The 14,994-nt window shown below is 73.2% G+C and carries 16 protein-coding genes; 8 read left to right on the plus strand and 8 right to left on the minus strand.

Translation table 11 applies throughout. From position 1 onward, the window contains the following. The first annotated feature begins 64 nt into the window (after nucleotides 1–64). Nucleotides 65–1,108, plus strand: a complete 1,044-nt coding sequence (locus EES41_RS07030) for an MFS transporter (RefSeq protein ID WP_254211359.1) — start codon at nucleotides 65–67, stop codon at nucleotides 1,106–1,108. Here EES41_RS07030 and EES41_RS07035 read toward each other — a convergent pair. The 6 genes from EES41_RS07035 to EES41_RS07060 form a co-directional block, all read right to left on the minus strand. Further along, nucleotides 1,044–1,649: a transglutaminase domain-containing protein gene (locus tag EES41_RS07035; protein ID WP_123076593.1), complete on the minus strand. Its 606-nt coding sequence runs from the start codon at nucleotides 1,647–1,649 to the stop codon at nucleotides 1,044–1,046. The genes EES41_RS07030 and EES41_RS07035 overlap by 65 nt on opposite strands. A gap of 60 nt (nucleotides 1,650–1,709) precedes the next feature. Next, the gene (locus EES41_RS07040) at nucleotides 1,710–2,771 is read right to left on the minus strand and encodes a low specificity L-threonine aldolase (RefSeq protein WP_123076595.1); all 1,062 of its coding nucleotides are present in this window, start codon (nucleotides 2,769–2,771) and stop codon (nucleotides 1,710–1,712) included. After that, a complete protein-coding gene (locus EES41_RS07045; RefSeq protein ID WP_037795339.1) occupies nucleotides 2,768–3,529 on the minus strand; it encodes an SDR family NAD(P)-dependent oxidoreductase in 762 nt (253 codons plus the stop codon). The genes EES41_RS07040 and EES41_RS07045 overlap by 4 nt, the downstream gene beginning before the upstream one ends. 26 nt (nucleotides 3,530–3,555) lie before the next feature. Beyond that, nucleotides 3,556–4,980 carry a DUF6421 family protein gene (locus tag EES41_RS07050; RefSeq protein ID WP_123076597.1) on the minus strand — a complete coding sequence of 475 codons (1,425 nt, stop codon included), beginning with the start codon at nucleotides 4,978–4,980 and terminating at the stop codon, nucleotides 3,556–3,558. Between the two features lie 81 nt (nucleotides 4,981–5,061). Further along, on the minus strand, nucleotides 5,062–6,159 hold the full coding sequence (locus EES41_RS07055; RefSeq protein ID WP_123076599.1) for an alpha/beta hydrolase: 1,098 nt from the start codon (nucleotides 6,157–6,159) through the stop codon (nucleotides 5,062–5,064). Nucleotides 6,160–6,171: 12 nt separating this feature from the next. After that, complete coding sequence (locus EES41_RS07060; protein WP_123076601.1) at nucleotides 6,172–7,293, minus strand: LLM class flavin-dependent oxidoreductase; 1,122 nt, start codon at nucleotides 7,291–7,293, stop codon at nucleotides 6,172–6,174. Nucleotides 7,294–7,342: 49 nt separating this feature from the next. On the opposite strand from EES41_RS07060, the gene EES41_RS07065 reads away from it, so the two are divergent. After that, nucleotides 7,343–7,993, plus strand: coding sequence for a PadR family transcriptional regulator (locus EES41_RS07065; protein ID WP_164495776.1), 651 nt, complete (start codon nucleotides 7,343–7,345; stop codon nucleotides 7,991–7,993). A 301-nt stretch (nucleotides 7,994–8,294) separates the two neighbouring features. After that, nucleotides 8,295–8,987: a glycerophosphodiester phosphodiesterase family protein gene (locus tag EES41_RS07070; RefSeq protein ID WP_008743783.1), complete on the plus strand. Its 693-nt coding sequence runs from the start codon at nucleotides 8,295–8,297 to the stop codon at nucleotides 8,985–8,987. A 290-nt stretch (nucleotides 8,988–9,277) separates the two neighbouring features. Here EES41_RS07070 and EES41_RS07075 read toward each other — a convergent pair whose 3' ends face one another. Then, on the minus strand, nucleotides 9,278–9,817 hold the full coding sequence (locus EES41_RS07075) for a GNAT family N-acetyltransferase (protein WP_123076605.1): 540 nt from the start codon (nucleotides 9,815–9,817) through the stop codon (nucleotides 9,278–9,280). 168 nt (nucleotides 9,818–9,985) lie between these two features. Between EES41_RS07075 and EES41_RS07080 the strand changes: the two genes are divergently transcribed. From EES41_RS07080 to EES41_RS07100, 5 genes are all read left to right on the plus strand, one after another. Next, nucleotides 9,986–10,579 (plus strand): DUF5134 domain-containing protein, encoded by a 594-nt coding sequence (locus tag EES41_RS07080; protein ID WP_123076607.1) that lies wholly within the window; start codon nucleotides 9,986–9,988, stop codon nucleotides 10,577–10,579. Nucleotides 10,580–10,670: 91 nt separating this feature from the next. Beyond that, nucleotides 10,671–11,615 carry a M56 family metallopeptidase gene (locus EES41_RS07085; protein WP_073780376.1) on the plus strand — a complete coding sequence of 315 codons (945 nt, stop codon included), beginning with the start codon at nucleotides 10,671–10,673 and terminating at the stop codon, nucleotides 11,613–11,615. 33 nt (nucleotides 11,616–11,648) lie between these two features. Beyond that, nucleotides 11,649–12,335: a phosphatase PAP2 family protein gene (locus tag EES41_RS07090; protein ID WP_164495777.1), complete on the plus strand. Its 687-nt coding sequence runs from the start codon at nucleotides 11,649–11,651 to the stop codon at nucleotides 12,333–12,335. Between the two features lie 4 nt (nucleotides 12,336–12,339). Next, complete coding sequence (locus EES41_RS07095) at nucleotides 12,340–12,591, plus strand: hypothetical protein (protein WP_008743777.1); 252 nt, start codon at nucleotides 12,340–12,342, stop codon at nucleotides 12,589–12,591. Between the two features lie 129 nt (nucleotides 12,592–12,720). After that, a complete protein-coding gene (locus EES41_RS07100) occupies nucleotides 12,721–13,353 on the plus strand; it encodes a TetR/AcrR family transcriptional regulator (protein ID WP_123076609.1) in 633 nt (210 codons plus the stop codon). Nucleotides 13,354–13,382: 29 nt separating this feature from the next. Here EES41_RS07100 and EES41_RS07105 read toward each other — a convergent pair whose 3' ends face one another. Then, the gene (locus EES41_RS07105; RefSeq protein ID WP_123076611.1) at nucleotides 13,383–14,882 is read right to left on the minus strand and encodes an LVIVD repeat-containing protein; all 1,500 of its coding nucleotides are present in this window, start codon (nucleotides 14,880–14,882) and stop codon (nucleotides 13,383–13,385) included. Nucleotides 14,883–14,994 lie beyond the last annotated feature (112 nt).

Here is a 14,994-nt window from a genome sequence, read left to right on the forward strand (position 1 = left end):
ACGTGCTGGCGGCCCCGCTCGCGGGCGCGGCGGCGGCCGGGCGCGCCGGCCCCGGCTGTTCCACGTGGCCGCCCTGGGCGGGTTCACCGCGGCGGTGGCCGCGCTCGCCGTGCTGCTGGGCCGGGCCCCGGCGGTGGTGGTCCTCGCGGTGGCGGTGCTCGGCGGCTCCTGCGGGCCGATGGTGACGGGCGGGCTCTCCAGCCTGGTCGCGGGCCTGGTCCCGGCGGGTGCCCGGCGCGACCGGGCGTACGGCTGGGACGCGTCCACCTACAACGCCGCCTCGGTCACCGCTCCGGCGGTGGTCGGGCTGGTCGCGGCGCTGGCCTCGGCGGCGCCCGCGATGGCGGTGCTCGCGGCGTCCGGGGTACTGGCGGCGGCGCTGGCCGCGAGCCTCCCGTACGGGGAACCGGGCCCGGCCCCGGCGTCCGGCGGGCCCCGCGCCGGGCTGGGGGCGGGACTGGCCGCCCTGTGGCGGGTGCGGGAGCTGCGGGCGATCACCTCGGCGACGACGCTGGCCTTCGTCGGCATCGGCTCGCTGACCACCACCTCGGTGCTGCTGGCCGGCACGCTCGGCAGTCCGGGCGCGGGCGGCGTCTTGATGACGGCCTTCGCGCTGGGCGCCCTGGGCGGTTCGCTGACCCTGGGGCGGATGACATCCGTGGAGCCGGGGCGGCTGGCCCGGTGGGCCCTGGCCGGCACCGGGGTGGCGCTGGCGGCGGCCGCGCCGTCCCCGTCGCTCGCGGTCACGGCGGCGCTGTTCGCGGTGGCCGGGGTGTGCGACGGCCCGCTGCTCACGGCCACCTTGCGGATCCGCTCGGAGTGCGCGCCGGAGGCGGTGCGGACCCAGGTGTTCACCCTGGGCGCGGGGCTGAAGCTGACGGCGGCCTCGGCCGGCGCGGCCCTGGTGGGGCTCACGGCCGACGCGCCGGCGCAGCTCCTGCTGGGCGGGATCGCCGTGCTCCAGCTGGCCGCGGCCCTGCTGCACGGCGCGCTGGCCGCGCGCAGGCCCGTACCCGCCGCGCCCGGGCTCGCGGCCGGGGCGGCTACAGCCCCGTCGGCAGGTTCCGCCACAGCTCCGGCCGGTCGGCGGAGCCCCGGAGGGCCGTGAGCACGGCCGGGTGCGGGGCGGCGTACAGCCCGGGGTAGTCGAGCTCGCCGAGCTCGGGGCGTACGGGGAAGGCCAGCCGCTCCCGGTCCAGGGTGAACTGGGCGTCCACGCCGGGCTTGTTGCCGCGCGGGTCGAGGCGGGCCCAGCCGGCGGCGGCGCCGGGCGGGCGCAGCGCGATCAGGCCGTGGAGGGCGGCGTTCGAGCCGTCGTCGGCGGCGAGGAGCTGGTAGCAGAAGGCCGTGGGGATGCCCTGGGCGCGCAGCAGGGCGGCGAGGGCGTGGGCCTTGGCGTAGCAGATGCCGGTGCGGGTGCGGAGCACGTCGGAGGCGCGCCAGGTGACGCGGGGGTCGCCGGAGTCGGCGGAGTGCGCGACGGTGTCGCGGACGTACTCGAAGGCGGCCTTCGCGTAGGCGTACGGGTCGCCGCCCGCGGCGGTCCACAGGGCGTCGGCGGTCTCGCGTACGAGGGGGTGGTCGTGGTCGACCACGTCGTCGGCGGCCAGGTAGGCGGCGGCATGAGGATGCTCCTGGATCATTTCCATGATCCAGGAGCATACCTATGCACGCCAATGCATGCCTATCGAATTATGCGGAGGGCGGGCTCAGCGGGCCAGCTCTTCCTTCAGGGCCTGGAGGAAGCCGTCGACGTCCTCTTCCTGGGTGTCGTAGCTGCACATCCAGCGGACGTCCCCGGCCGCCTCGTCCCAGAAGTAGAAGCGGTAGCGCTCCTGGAGCCGGCGCGACACCTCGTGCGGAAGCCGCGCGAACACGGCGTTCGCCTGCACCGGGTAGAGGATCTCCACCCCGTCGGTCTCGCGCACGCCCGCGGCCAGCCGCTGCGCCATCGCGTTGGCGTGCCGGGCGTTGCGCAGCCACAGGTCCTTGGCGAGCAGGGCCTCCAGCTGCACCGACACGAAGCGCATCTTCGACGCGAGCTGCATCGACATCTTGCGGATGTGCTTCATCTGCCGGACGGCGTCCGGGTTCAGCACGACCACGGCCTCGCCGAACATCATGCCGTTCTTGGTGCCGCCGTAGGACAGCACGTCGATGCCGGCGGTGTTCGTGAACGCGCGCATCGGCACGTCGAGCGAGGCCGCGGCGTTGGCTATCCGGGCACCGTCGAGGTGGACCTTCATGCCCTTGGCGTGCGCGTGCTCGGTGATGGCCTTGATCTCGTCGACCGTGTACACGGTGCCGAGCTCGGTGTTCTGGGTGATCGAGACGACCTGCGGCATCGCGCGGTGCTCGTCCTCCCAGCCCCAGGCCTGCCGGTCGATGAGCTCGGGGGTGAGCTTGCCGTCCGGCGTGGGCACGGTGAGCAGCTTGAGGCCCGCCATCCGCTCGGGCGCGCCGCCCTCGTCGACGTTGATGTGGGCCGACTCGGCGCAGATCACCGCGCCCCAGCGGTCTGTGAGGGCCTGGAGGGCCGTCACGTTCGCACCGGTGCCGTTGAAGACCGGGTAGGCCTGCGCGTACGGACCGAAGTGGCTGCGGAAGATCTTCTGCAGGTACTCGGTGTACTCGTCGTCGCCGTAGGAGACCTGGTGGCCCCCGTTGGCGAGCGCGATGGCCTCCAGGATCTCCGGGTGCACCCCCGCGTAGTTGTCGCTCGCGAAACCGCGTACCGCCGGGTCGTGGTGGCGGTGCGCATCGGTCCTCACGGTTGCGGAGTGAGCCACAGACGCTGTCCGTTCACATCGGTGGCGGGCCGCTCCCAGACGCCGGCGATGGCCTCGGCCAGCTCCTTGACGTCGGTGAAGCCCGCGAACTTCGCACTGGGGCGCTCAGCGCGCATCGCGTCGTGCACCAGTGCCTTGATGACCAGGATCGCAGCCGCGGCGCCGGGGCCTTCCTCGCCCCCCGCCTTGCGGAAGGAGTCGGCGAGCGCCAGCGTCCACGCCTCGGCGGCCGCCTTGCCCGCGTTGTACGCGGCGTTGTTGGCGACCGGCTTGTGCGCGCCGGACTGGCTGATCAGGACGTAGCGGCCGCGGTCACTGCGCAGCAGGGCGTCGTGGAAGGCGAGCGAGGTGGTCTGGACGGTGCGGATGAGGAGCTTCTCCAGGAAGGTCCAGTCCGCGAGGTCCGTCTCCGTGAAGGAGCTGCTGCCGCGCCAGCCGCCGACGAGGTGGACGAGCCCGTCGACGCGCCCGAACTCCTTCTCGGTGTGCTCGGCCCACGCCTTGGTGGCGGCCAGGTCGAGCAGGTCGACGGTCTCGCCGACGACGGTGGCGCCGCCGTGGGCGTAGCGGGCCGCGTCCACGGCCTCCGCGAGGCGCGCCGGATCGGCGTCGGAGGCCACCACGGTGGCACCCGCCTCCGCGAGGCGGAGCAGGGCGGCGCGGCCGGCGGGCCCGCCGGCCCCGGCCACCGCCACCACGGCGCCATGAAGCTTTCCGTTGCCGTTCCCGGACCCGTTCATCTGTGCGGCCTCCTGTGGGCGAGAGCTCACGCGGCGGCTCGCTCTGCCTTGTCGACGTTCTCGGTGTGCCCTGCGTTCAGAGCGGTGATGCCCTTCGTGGAGGCGATCACGCCCTTGAGCTTCTTGGCAAGGGCCTCATAGAACATGCTCAGCGGAAACTCGTCCGGAAGCACGTCGTCGACGAGCTTGCGCGGCGGCTGGGTCAGGTCGAGGGCGTCGGGGCCCTTGGCCCACTTGGAGCCCGGGTGCGGGGCGAGGTACGTAGAGACCAGTTCGTACGCCTTGAACCAGTGGACCAGCTTCGGGCGGTCGATGCCGGCCCGGTAGAGGTCCTCGATCTCGGCGCACAGCTGGTTGGTGACCTGCGGGGCGCGCATCCAGTCGATCTTCAGCGTGTTGTCCGTCCAGCGCACGACGTCGTGCTTGTGGAGGTACGCGAAGAGCAGCTGACCGCCGAGGCCGTCGTAGTTGCGGTTGCGGTCGCCGGACACCGGGAAGCGGAACATCCGGTCGAAGAGGACCGCGTACTGCACGTCACGGCCGTGCTCGTTGCCCTCGGACTCCAGCTTCACGGCCTCCTTGAAGGCGGTGAGGTCGCAGCGCAGCTCCTCCAGGCCGTACATCCAGAACGGCTGGCGCTGCTTGATCATGAAGGGGTCGAACGGCAGGTCGCCGTGGCTGTGGGTGCGGTCGTGGACCATGTCCCACAGGACGAAGGCCTTCTCGCAGCGCTCCTGGTCCTCGACCATGCGCGCGATGTCCTCGGGCAGCTCGATGCCCAGGATGTCGACGGCGGCCGCGGTGACCTTGCGGTAGCGGGCGGCCTCGCGGTCGCAGAAGATGCCGCCCCAGGTGAAGCGCTCGGGGGCCTCGCGGACCGCGATGGTCTCCGGGAAGAGCACGGCGGAGTGGGTGTCGTAACCCGGGGTGAAGTCCTCGAAGGTGATGCCGAGGAAGAGCGGGTTGTCGTACCGGGTGCGCTCCAGCTCGGAGAGCCACTCGGGCCACACCATCTTCAGGACGACGGCCTCGAAGTTGCGGTCCGGGTTGCCGTTCTGGGTGTACATCGGGAAGACCACGAGGTGCTGGAGCCCGTCCGCGCGGCCGGCGGCCGGGTGGAAGGCCAGCAGGGAGTCGAGGAAGTCCGGCACCTCGTAGTCGCCCGCGACCCACTTGCGCAGGTCGGCGACGAGCGCCGCGTGGTACGCGGTCGCGTGCGGCAGCAGCGGGGACAGCGTCTCGACGCCGCCGATGACCCGCTCCACGGCGGCCTCGACGTCGATGCGGGCGGGCGCGCCCTCGGCCTCGAAGTCGATCGAGCCGTCCTTGGCCTGCCAGGGGCGGATCTCCTCCACGGCGGCCTTGAGCTGGGGCCACGCCGGGTGGTCGACCACCCGAGCGGCGGCGGTTATCACGGCACCGCCGGAACCCGGCACAAGAGTTTCCGTCATGTCACTTCCTCCACAGGAGAACCTCACGTCATCACAGCGTATGCAGAGGGGGCTCTTCCGCTCAAGAGGTAACTCGGGAAATTATCCTGTGGTACCCCCCACTCCGCCGGAAGTCTTCCCGTCGTTTGCTGTGGAACTGATCACTCCGCCTAGTCGCCGCACGGCTTGGCGGGCCTGGGGCAGTACGTCGGCCAGCGCGAGGAATCCGTGGAACATCCCGGGGTGGTGGTCGAGCTCCGCCGCCGTACCCGCCGCGCGCAGGGCCCGGACGTAAGCGGCCCCCTCGTCCCGCAGCGGATCGCACCCGGCGGTGACCACGTGGGCGGGCGGGAGTCCGGACGGGTCGGCGGCCGCCGGCGAGGCCAGCGGATCCGCCGGGTCGCCGCCCGGCCCGAGGTACTGCTCCCAGAACCAGCGCAGGTGGGCGGCGGTCAGGAAGCCCCCCTCGGCCCCCTCGGCGGCGGTCCGGTACGAGGCGGTGTCCTGGGCGGCGTCCAGGCACGGGTAGATCAGCACCTGGAGGGCGAGCGCCGGTCCGCCGCGGTCGCGGGCCAGCAGCGCCGAACCCGCCGCGAGGTTGCCGCCGGCGCTGTCCCCGGCGACGACGAGCGCGGCGGGGTCCCCGCCCAGCTCCGCCACCCGCCCGGCGGCCCAGCGCAGCGCGGCGTACGCGTCGAGGACGGCGGCGGGGAACCGGGACTCCGGGGCGCGCCGGTAGCCGACGGACACGATCACGGCCCCGGAGGCCCGGCACAGCGCCCGCACCGTGCGGTCGTGGCTGTCGAGGTCGCACAGCACCCAGCCGCCGCCGTGGCAGAACACGACGGTCGGCCGGGGTCCCGGCCACCGCCCGGGGTCCGGGCGGTAGACGCGGACCGGGACCGGGGGCGCCCCGTCGGGGCCGGGCACCTCGCGGTCCTCGACGGAGCCGACGGCGGGCGGCGGGGCGGCGGACACCGGCGCGGCCGCGAGGATCCGGCGGGCCTCGGCGGCGTCGGTGACGGCGCCGCCGAGATCGGGGAACGCGGCGGCGAGCGCGTCCACGTAGGGCCGGGCGGCGGGATCGAGCCGGGCCGCCGTGTCCGGCGCGTCCGGCGCGTCCGGCGCGTCCGGCACGCCCGCCGCGTCCGGTGCGTCCGGTGCGCCCGCCGCGTCCGGTGCGTCCGGCGCGTCCGTCATCGCGGCGCGGCCTCAGGCGTTCCGGAAGTGCGGGATGACCTTCTCGCCCCACTGCCGCAAGGTCTCCAGACAGGCCTCCTGCGGCACCGTGCCCATCTGGATCAGGCACATGATCTCGTCGGCCCCGGCCGCCGCGAGCCGTTCCACGTAGGCGATGGCCTCGTCCGCGCTCCCGTAGGCGTGGTCGGCGTTGAACGTGGCCGTCGAGGTGGGCCGGACCGGGATGTCCAGCTCGTGCAGCCGCGCCACCACCTGCTCGGCCGCCGCCCGCATCCGCGCCGGCTCGTCCGCCCCGGCGATCACCGCCTCGTCCGGGATGCCGGCGCCGCCGTACCAGTGGCCGATGGACTGGGCGAAGAACCGCTGCCCCCGGACGCCGATCCGGCGGGCCTCCCGCGCGTCGTCGAGCACGATGGTCGGGCAGAGCACCGAGAAGTGGTCGTTGACCACGGTGGACACGAACCGCGCGCCGTCCCGCCCGGCGATCGCCGCGTCGTAGACGCCCCGCAACCGCGCGATCGACTCCGGCCCGGCGAAGCCCATGACCAGCGCCCCGACGCCCAGTTCGGCGGCCTGCGCCAGCGTCTCGTCCCGGCTGCACGCCAGGAACAGCGGCGGATGCGGGGTCTGCGCCGGCCTCGGCAGGATCGGGTGCGGGGCGATGTCGATGAGCTCCCCGCGGTACTCCAGCTCCTCCTCCTGCCAGGCCTTCCCGATGATCCGCAGCGCCTCCTCGACCTCGGCGGTGGTGCGGTCCCGGTCCACCCCGCACAGCGAGGTCTCCTGCTCGGTGCCGCCCCGGCCGGCGCCCAGGTCGAGCCGCCCTCCCGAGAGCAGGTCGAGCATCGCGGCCCGCTCGGCGACCCGGACCGGATGGTTGAAGTTGAAGGGCATGCACACGACGCCATGGCCGATGCGTATGGTGTTCGTCCTGGCCGCGACCCAGGTCAGGAAGATCTCGGGAGCGCTCATGTGCGCGTACCACTTCAGCGAGTGGTGCTCGACGGCCCAGATCCGGTCGAATCCCATCTGCTCGGCGAGCACCGCCTGTTCGACGCAGTCACGGATGACCTGATGCTCCCGTTCCACCGTCGGGTCGGCCAGCTGCGCTTCGAAGATCACGGAGAACTTCACGATGCCTCCAGGGTTGCGTCCCGTGCCCGGCCTTGTTTCGACTAGGAATATGACTAGTAGTCATAAGTCGAAGAAGCAAGACCTGCCACCGACCGCGTGGGCCGTCCTCGGCCTGCTGTCCTTCCCCGGGGAGCGCACCGGGTACGAGCTGAAGAAGTGGGCGGACTCCTCGCTGCGCTTCTTCTACTGGTCACCTGCCATCAGCCAGATCTACGCCGAGCTGCGCCGCCTGGAGGAACTCGGCTACGCGGCCTCCGCCCGCTCGGGTCCGGAGGAGGCGCGGGCCAAGCGCCGCTACGCCATCACCGCCGCCGGGTGCGAGGCGCTGGCGGGCTGGGCCGCGGACTCGGCGGAGGCCGGGCCGCCGGTCCTCAAGCACGGGCTGCTGCTGCGGATCTGGCTGGGGCACCTGGCCGAGCCGGAGCGGCTGCGCGCGAGGGTGGGCGAGCACCTGGAGCACACGCGGAGCGAGCTGGCCGCCGTACGGGAGGCCATGGAGCACGCGCGGGAGGTGCCACAATGGGCCTTCCCGGCGCTCGCGCTCCGCTGGAGCGAGCGACAGCACCTGGCCGAACTGGAGCTGGCCGAAGCCCTGTTGGCCGACCTGGCCGACCTGGACGCCTCGGACGCCCCGGACGCCCCGGCCGCGCCGCACGGCCCGGACGCCCCGGCTGCCCCGGACGCCCCGGAACCGCGCTGACCGGCGCGGACTCCCTTCGGGACCCTCCGCGGAGCCCCGCTCCGGCCGTGGCCGCGGGCGCGCCGCGGGGCCGCGTCAAGCAGCCGGGGACGCGCCCACGCCCGGGTGACACGGCCGGGCCTGCGACGCCGTGCCCGCCCCCGCGCGGCCCTGGCGGGAAAGGGCCACCGGCCCGTTCCGGGTCGCCGCACGGGCGGTCTCATCGCGGGCGCGGCGCACTAGCATGCGTCCTCACCGCGCGCGGCCGGTCGGGACACCGCGACCGCGGCGGGGAGCCGCCGTCGACGGAAGCGAGAGAACCTTGACTTTCCTCACCATCGGTCACCGCGGGGTCATGGGTGTCGAACCGGAGAACACCCTCCGGTCGTTCGTCCGCGCGGAACGCTCCGGCATGGACGTCATCGCGCTGGACGTACGGCTCAGCAAGGACGGCGCCCTCGTCGTCCTGCACGACGCCGCCGTGGACCGGACCACCGACGGCGTGGGCGCCGTCGCCGATCTGACCCTGGCCGAGCTGCGCGAGCTGGACGCCGGACTCGGCGAACGCGTGCCGGTCCTCGAAGAAGCCCTGGACGCCGTCCGGTCCCCGCTCCAGGTGACGGTGCGGGACCAGGCGGCCGCCGCCGCGCTCGCGGCGCTGGTGCTGCGCCTCGACCTGACCGCCCGCGTGGAGGTGGCCTCCTTCCACGAGGCGGTGCTCTCCGAGACGGCCCGCCTGGTGCCGGGCGTACGGACCGCCCTGTACGCGGAGCAGAGCGGCGCCGACGCCCCCGAGATCGTGGACCGGGCGCGGGCCGCGCGGGCCGGGACGGTCTCCCTGGACATCCGGCGGCTCACGCTGGAGACCGTCGGGGCGGCGCACGCGGCCGGGCTGAGGGTGACCGGCTGGACGGTGAACACCCTGGAGCAGCTGCGCGTGGCGCGGGCGCTCGAACTCGACGGTGTGACCACGGACTTCCCGGAAATCCGCAGCACGGGCCGGTTCATGGCCTAGGGCCGGCCCGGCGCCTGGACCGGGCCGGGGCAGGTTCCTCCGGACCGTCCGCGCCAACGGTGGCGGCTGCCCCGCCACGGACGGGCAGGGCAGCACATCACCCCCGGGGCGTGTCGGTCCCCGCGATGTGGGCACACGGGACGTCATGACTCTGCTGCTGCTCTTCCTGCTGCCGCTCGGACTGGCCCTCGTCCTCCTCGCGACCGCCGAACCGACCCACCACGGCCGGCACCGCCAGCGCCGGTGACTCCCGCCCCCCGCGATCGGCCGATCCGGCAACCCCGGTGCCGCTACAGCGGCTTGACCAGCAGCTCGAAGGCCAGGTCGTCGCGGAGCGGGACGCCGAAGCGCGCGTCACCGTAGGGGAAGGGGGTCAGCTCGCCGGTGCGCCGGTAGCCGCGGCGCACGTAGTAGGCGATGAGCTCCTCCCGTACGTTCACCACCGTCATCCGCATCTCCGTGGCGTGCCAGGTCTCGCGGGCGCGCCGCTCCGCCTCGGCCAGGATCTCCCTGCCGAGGCCGGCGCCCTGGAGCCCGGGACGGACGGCGAACATCCCGAAGTAGGCGTGGTCACCGCGGTGTTCGAGCTGGCAGCAGGCGACGAGTTCGCCCGCGCGCTCGACGACGAGCAGGACGCCGTCCGGGGCGCTGATGACCTGGCGGACCCCGTTCTCGTCGGTGCGCTGCCCGTCCAGGTAGTCCGCCTCCGTGGTCCAGCCACCGCGGCTGGCCTCGCCGCGGTAGGCGGACTCCACGAGCTTCACCAGCTCGGGCACGTCCGCCTCCACGGCGCTGCGGAAGTTCAGGGCGGCGGGATTGGCGGTGGACATCGGGGGCTCCGATCTGCGCGGTGACATACGCGGCGCGTATGAGTGGCATATGACATGCCCGGTACGGCAAGGAGAGCCTAACCCGGTCCGGCGTGCGGGCCGCCGGACAAGGGCATCTCTTCCGGTGACGCCGACGAACCGGGGGGTTCCGCCGTGCACGGTCCCGCGATGTCCCTGCCCGCTTCCGTCTCTTCCTGGCTGCTCGTGCTGCTGTGCGCGGTCAGCGGGGCGTACTGCCTCGGGCGGGTGCGCAGATCGAGCGGCGCGGCGGCCCGGGAGGCCGGCCCCGAGGCCCTGATGGGGTTCGGGATGGCGGCGATGGCCGTCCCGGGCGGGTTCGGCGAGGGCTGGCGGGCGCCCGTGCTCGGGGCGGTCTTCTGCGGCGCCGCGCTGCACGCCGGGTGGCTGCTGCGGGGCGGGATCCACCACGCGCATCATCTGGTGGGCTCGCTGTCCATGGTCTACATGGCGTTCATGCCGGGTTCGGGGCACGGGGCCGGCCGGCACGGGGCCGGGCTGCCCCTGGTCACCGGCGCCCTCCTCCTCTATTACGCCGGGTACGTGGTGCTGGGCGGATCCCGGCTGGTCACGGCGGGTGCCGCCGGGGCGACCGGCACCCCGTACCCGCTCGCGGGCGACGGCCAGGACGGCCAGGACGGTCAGGACGGCCAGGACGGCCAGGACGGAGGTCCCGCCGAGGTGATCCGGGCCTGCCGACTCGCCATGGGGACAGGGATGTTGGCGATGCTGCTGGCCATGTGACCTCCCGCCCGCCGGGAGGCAAACGTGTGCTGCGTCACCAAACCCCGCAAGCGATACCCGTGCGCGGGCACCCGCTCATAGGCTGACCGCCATGATGGTCTCCGCCGCTCTCCTGATGCTCGGCGCACTGACCGCGGTGCTCGCCCCCCGCCTGCTGGCCCGGGCCGAGTGGCCCGAGCGCGAACCCGTGGTCGCGCTGTGGGCATGGCAGTGCGTGGTGGGCGCGGTGCTCCTGTGCTTCGCGCTGTCGATGCTGCTGAGCGCCGCCGCGGCCTGGTTCGCGGTACGGGGCCCGCTCTTCGCCGCCGCCCCGCACGGGGTGGTGCACGCGTACGGGCTGGGCGGTCCGCGGGAGGGCGGTCCGTGGGCCGCGGTCACCGCGCTCGCGCTGGCGGGCGGCGCACTGTGGACCGGGGCGATGCTGACCCGCGAGGTGATCCGGGCCCGGGCGCGGACGCGCGCCCAGGGCGCCGAACTGCGCTTCCGGGCCCCGCTGCTGCCCGGGGAGGAACCGGACGGCGCGCGGCTCGTCGTACTGGAGGGGCCGCGGCCGGACGCGTGGTGGCAGCCGGGTGCGAGGCCGCAGCTGGTGGTCACGACGGCGGCCCTGGACCGGCTCAAGGGCAGCCAGCTGGACGCCGTACTGGCGCACGAGCAGGGGCACGTCGCGGCGCGGCACGACTGGCTGCTGCACTGCTCGCGGGCGCTGGCCGGCGGCTTCCCGCAGGTGCCGGTGTTCGCGGCGTTCGAGGCGGAGATGTACCGGCTGGTCGAACTGGCCGCCGACGACGTGGCCTCGCGGCGCTTCGGCCGGCTGACGACCGCGCTGGCGCTGGTCGGGCTGAACGAGGACCGGGGCGTCTTCGGGACCTCCCCGGCTCCGCAGGCGCACGTGTCGCAGCGGGTGCGCCGGCTGCTGTCGGCCGCGCCCCGGTTGTCGGCGGGGCGGCGGCTGCGGCTGACGGCGCTGGCCACGCTGGTCCCGGCGGTACCGCTGATGGTGGCGTTCGTGCCCGGCCTGAGCGCGCTGGCGTAGGGCCCGCGGGCCCGGCGCTGCGAGGATCCCCGGATGCGGAGCGATCGCCTGCGGTGGACCGGGGTCGGCTGCGCGCTGCTCGCGGCGGCCCTGACCGTCCTGGTGGCGGCCGGCTCGGGCCCGGTCGTCTCGTACGACGAGCAGCTCGCGCGGTATCTGCACGCGAGCGCCGTTTCCCGGCCCGGGGTCACTGCCGCGACGCGGGCGCTGAGCGACTGGGCCTGGGATCCCTGGACCATGCGTGGCCTCGCCGCCCTGGCCTGCTGCCTGCTGTGGCGGCGGGGTGAGCGCGGGCGGGCCCTGCGGATCGGGGTCGCCACCGCCGTGGCCGCGGCGGTGCAGCGGGGGCTGAAGGAGCTGGTGGGCCGGGAGCGTCCGGTGTGGCCGGATCCGGTGGACTCGGCGCAGTACGCCGCCTACCCCTCCGGCCACGCGATGACGGCGACGGTGGTGTGCGGGCTGCTGCTGTGGCTGCTGCCCCGCCCCGCACCCGGGACGGCCGGGAACCGGCTTGCGCGAACGGCGTGGGCGCTCGCGGCGGTCTCGGTGGCGGGGGTCGGATTCACCCGGCTGTACCTGGGTGTCCACTGGCTTTCGGATGTCGTCGGCGGCTCGCTCCTGGGCGTGGCCCTGGTCGCGCTCGTGATCCGCTTCCCGGGTCCCGGCCGCCCGGCGCGCGCGGCGAGCGGATGCGTCCCGGTCGACGCCGACCGACGCTGAGGGCATGCGCCACACGCCGATCGTCGTACACCGGATCTCCGCCTCGGGCGGCCGCCAGGTCACGTTTCGCCAGGTCGGGCGGGATGTGGTGCTGGGCGTGGCGCACAACGACGCGGATGTGATCGAGTTCCTGCGCCGGGCGGAGGTCCCGGACCCGGACGAGGTCGTGCTGGGCGAGGACTCGGACCTGATCGCGTGGGAGGGCGACGAGCCGCACGCGTACGAGCCGACGCCCCCCGATCTCGACGTCCCCTGAGGCCTCGAACACGACCGCTCGCGAGCCGGCCGGTGCACCTGCCGTGGGGCGATCCCCCGCGTCGCCCCACAGCAGGCAAATCCGTGCGCTGAGTATATTGGCCGAGAGCCAGTCAACGCAGGAGTAAGCATGTCCCCGCGCAGCGCATCGGTCAATGAAGAATTGCGGAGACGTTCAAGGGAGCGGCTGCTCCACGCCACGGTCGAGCTCGTGGGCGAACGCGGCTACGAGGCGACCACGCTCGGCGACATCGCCGACCGGGCGGGCACGGCCCGCGGCCTGATTTCGTACTACTTTCCGGGCAAACGGCACCTGCTGCAGTCCGCCGTGCACCGGCTGATGCACCTCACCCTGGAAGCGGCGCTGGAGCGGGAGCCGCGTACGGAGGACGGCCGCGAGCGGCTCGCCCGTGCCGTCGACGCGATACTCGGCCTGGCCCGGGACCGGCCGCGGCTGATGCGGACCCATATGGCGGGCATCCTCCAGGCCGAGGGATTCGTACGGTGCTCGGAGCAGCAGCGCCTGGCGGAACTGCTGCGGGAGACGGTGGTGCGGTACGGCTCGCCGGACCCGGACACCGACTACCCTCTGCTGCGCGCGTTGCTGATGGGCGCGGTGGTGGCGGTGCTGCTGCCGGGGGCGCCGATGCCGATGGCCCGGCTGCGGGCCGAGCTGTTCCAGCGGTACGGGCTGGAGTGGGAGCTGGGAGTCCCGCCGGACGGGGGGCCGCCCGGCGGAACCTTTCCCTCACCGCGTCAGTGATGCCTCAGTGACGCCTCACGGCGACCGCGTCAGCGGTAGTCGCGGTAGTCGGGCTGGCTCTGCACGTTGAGGCGGTCCATCCACACCCACTTGGCGCTCTCGGTGCGCCAGTCGTCGAGCCTCAGCACGTCGAGGCCCTTGACGATGTCGTTCGAGTAGATGTGCCCGTTGTAGTAGTAGGCCGACCAGGAGCCGCCGAGTCCGAGCACGTCGGTGGTCAGCGGGCCGCGCTCGAAGTAGCCGATCTCCTTCGGCTTGTCGGAATCGGTGAAGTCCCAGACCGAGACGCCGCCCTGGTACCAGGCCTGGACCATGATGTCGCGGCCGCCGCCGACCGGGATCAGCGAGCCGTTGTGGGCCACGCAGTTCTCGGTGTCGGCCTGGTGGCGCGGGATCTTGAAGTAGCTGCGGAAGGCGAGCTTGCGCTGGTCGCCGCGGCCGGTGATGTCGTAGATGCCGTCGGCGCCCCGGTTCGGTCCGGTGGCCTCGTTGCAGGTGGCACCGCCACCGCCGCCGAGCTCGTCGGTGAAGACGACCTTGTTCGCCCGCTCGTTGAAGGTCGCCGAGTGCCAGAACGAGAAGTTCACGTTGTCCTGGACCCGGTCGATGACCCTCGGCTGCTCGGGCTTGCTGATGTCGAAGAGGATGCCGTCGCCCATGCAGGCGCCGGCGGCCAGGTCCTTGGACGGCAGCACGGTGATGTCGTGGCAGCCGGTGGTCTTGGAGACGCCCGGGTTGACCGGCCCGCCCGGGTTGCCGCCGTCGGGGAAGAGGACCGGGAAGCCGACGACCGCGGCCTGCGTCGGGGCCTTCTTCGGAACCTTGACGACCGAGATGCCGTCGTGCGGGGGCTGGCAGTCGGGGAAGGCCTCGCTCGGGGAGTACGAGGAGACGTAGAGGTAGATGTCGCGGTTGCCCGGAACCAGCGTGTGGGTGTGGGAACCGCAGGCGGTCTCGACGGACTTGATGTACTTGGGGTTCTTCTTGTCCTTGATGTCGAAGATCTTGATGCCCTCCCACGAGGACTTCTCCGTCGCGGGCTGCGAGACGCTGTTGCAGGAGTCGTCGCTGCGGGAGGAGTCGGTGGAGAGGAAGAGCAGGTCCCCGGAGACGGAGATGTCGTTCTGGCCGCCGGGGCAGAGCACCCGGCTCACCGTCTTCGGCGCCTTCGGGTCGTCGATGTCGTAGATCGTGAAGCCGTCGTAGCTGCCCGCGTAGGCGTACCGGCCCTGGAAGGCCAGGTCGGAGTTGATGCCGTCGGGGTTGGCGCTGGGGATGTTGGCCAGGGGCTTGATGTTCCGGCTGTGGACGATCTCGTCCTTGCCGGGGATCTCGCCGGGACTGATGTCCCGGCCCTGGGCGATGCCGGAGCCGAGGCCCGGCGGGGAGCCGGCTCCGGGGGTTAAGTCGCCCGGGTCGGGGGTGGCGGCCGCGGGTCCTGCCGCCAGGAGCGTGGCGAGGAGTCCGGCCGCCGCGACGGCCACCCCCAGACTCCTGTTCCGCACTCTGGTGGTGTGCAACGAGGTCACTGTGCCCTCCCATGGGAGTCCGATCGGTTCCGTTCTTGGTGGGACCGGAACCAGGACCCCGGCAGTATCTTCCTTTCCATGGACATGGCAAAAGGGTTACTTCGCGGATTAG

Source organism: Streptomyces sp. ADI95-16 (genome assembly GCF_003721495.1).
Lineage (GTDB): Bacteria > Actinomycetota > Actinomycetes > Streptomycetales > Streptomycetaceae > Streptomyces > Streptomyces goshikiensis.

Bases quoted from the DNA above. Each gene is read 5' to 3' on its own strand.
- EES41_RS07035 (WP_123076593.1), bottom strand. From the start codon at position 1,649: ATGGAAATGATCCAGGAGCATCCTCATGCCGCCGCCTACCTGGCCGCC.
- EES41_RS07045 (WP_037795339.1), bottom strand. From the start codon at position 3,529: ATGAACGGGTCCGGGAACGGCAACGGAAAGCTTCATGGCGCCGTGGTG.
- EES41_RS07050 (WP_123076597.1), bottom strand. From the start codon at position 4,980: ATGACGGAAACTCTTGTGCCGGGTTCCGGCGGTGCCGTGATAACCGCC.
- EES41_RS07055 (WP_123076599.1), bottom strand. From the start codon at position 6,159: ATGACGGACGCGCCGGACGCACCGGACGCGGCGGGCGCACCGGACGCA.
- EES41_RS07065 (WP_164495776.1), top strand. From the start codon at position 7,343: ATGACTAGTAGTCATAAGTCGAAGAAGCAAGACCTGCCACCGACCGCG.
- EES41_RS07075 (WP_123076605.1), bottom strand. From the start codon at position 9,817: ATGTCCACCGCCAATCCCGCCGCCCTGAACTTCCGCAGCGCCGTGGAG.
- EES41_RS07080 (WP_123076607.1), top strand. From the start codon at position 9,986: ATGTCCCTGCCCGCTTCCGTCTCTTCCTGGCTGCTCGTGCTGCTGTGC.
- EES41_RS07085 (WP_073780376.1), top strand. From the start codon at position 10,671: ATGATGGTCTCCGCCGCTCTCCTGATGCTCGGCGCACTGACCGCGGTG.
- EES41_RS07090 (WP_164495777.1), top strand. From the start codon at position 11,649: ATGCGGAGCGATCGCCTGCGGTGGACCGGGGTCGGCTGCGCGCTGCTC.
- EES41_RS07095 (WP_008743777.1), top strand. From the start codon at position 12,340: ATGCGCCACACGCCGATCGTCGTACACCGGATCTCCGCCTCGGGCGGC.
- EES41_RS07100 (WP_123076609.1), top strand. From the start codon at position 12,721: ATGTCCCCGCGCAGCGCATCGGTCAATGAAGAATTGCGGAGACGTTCA.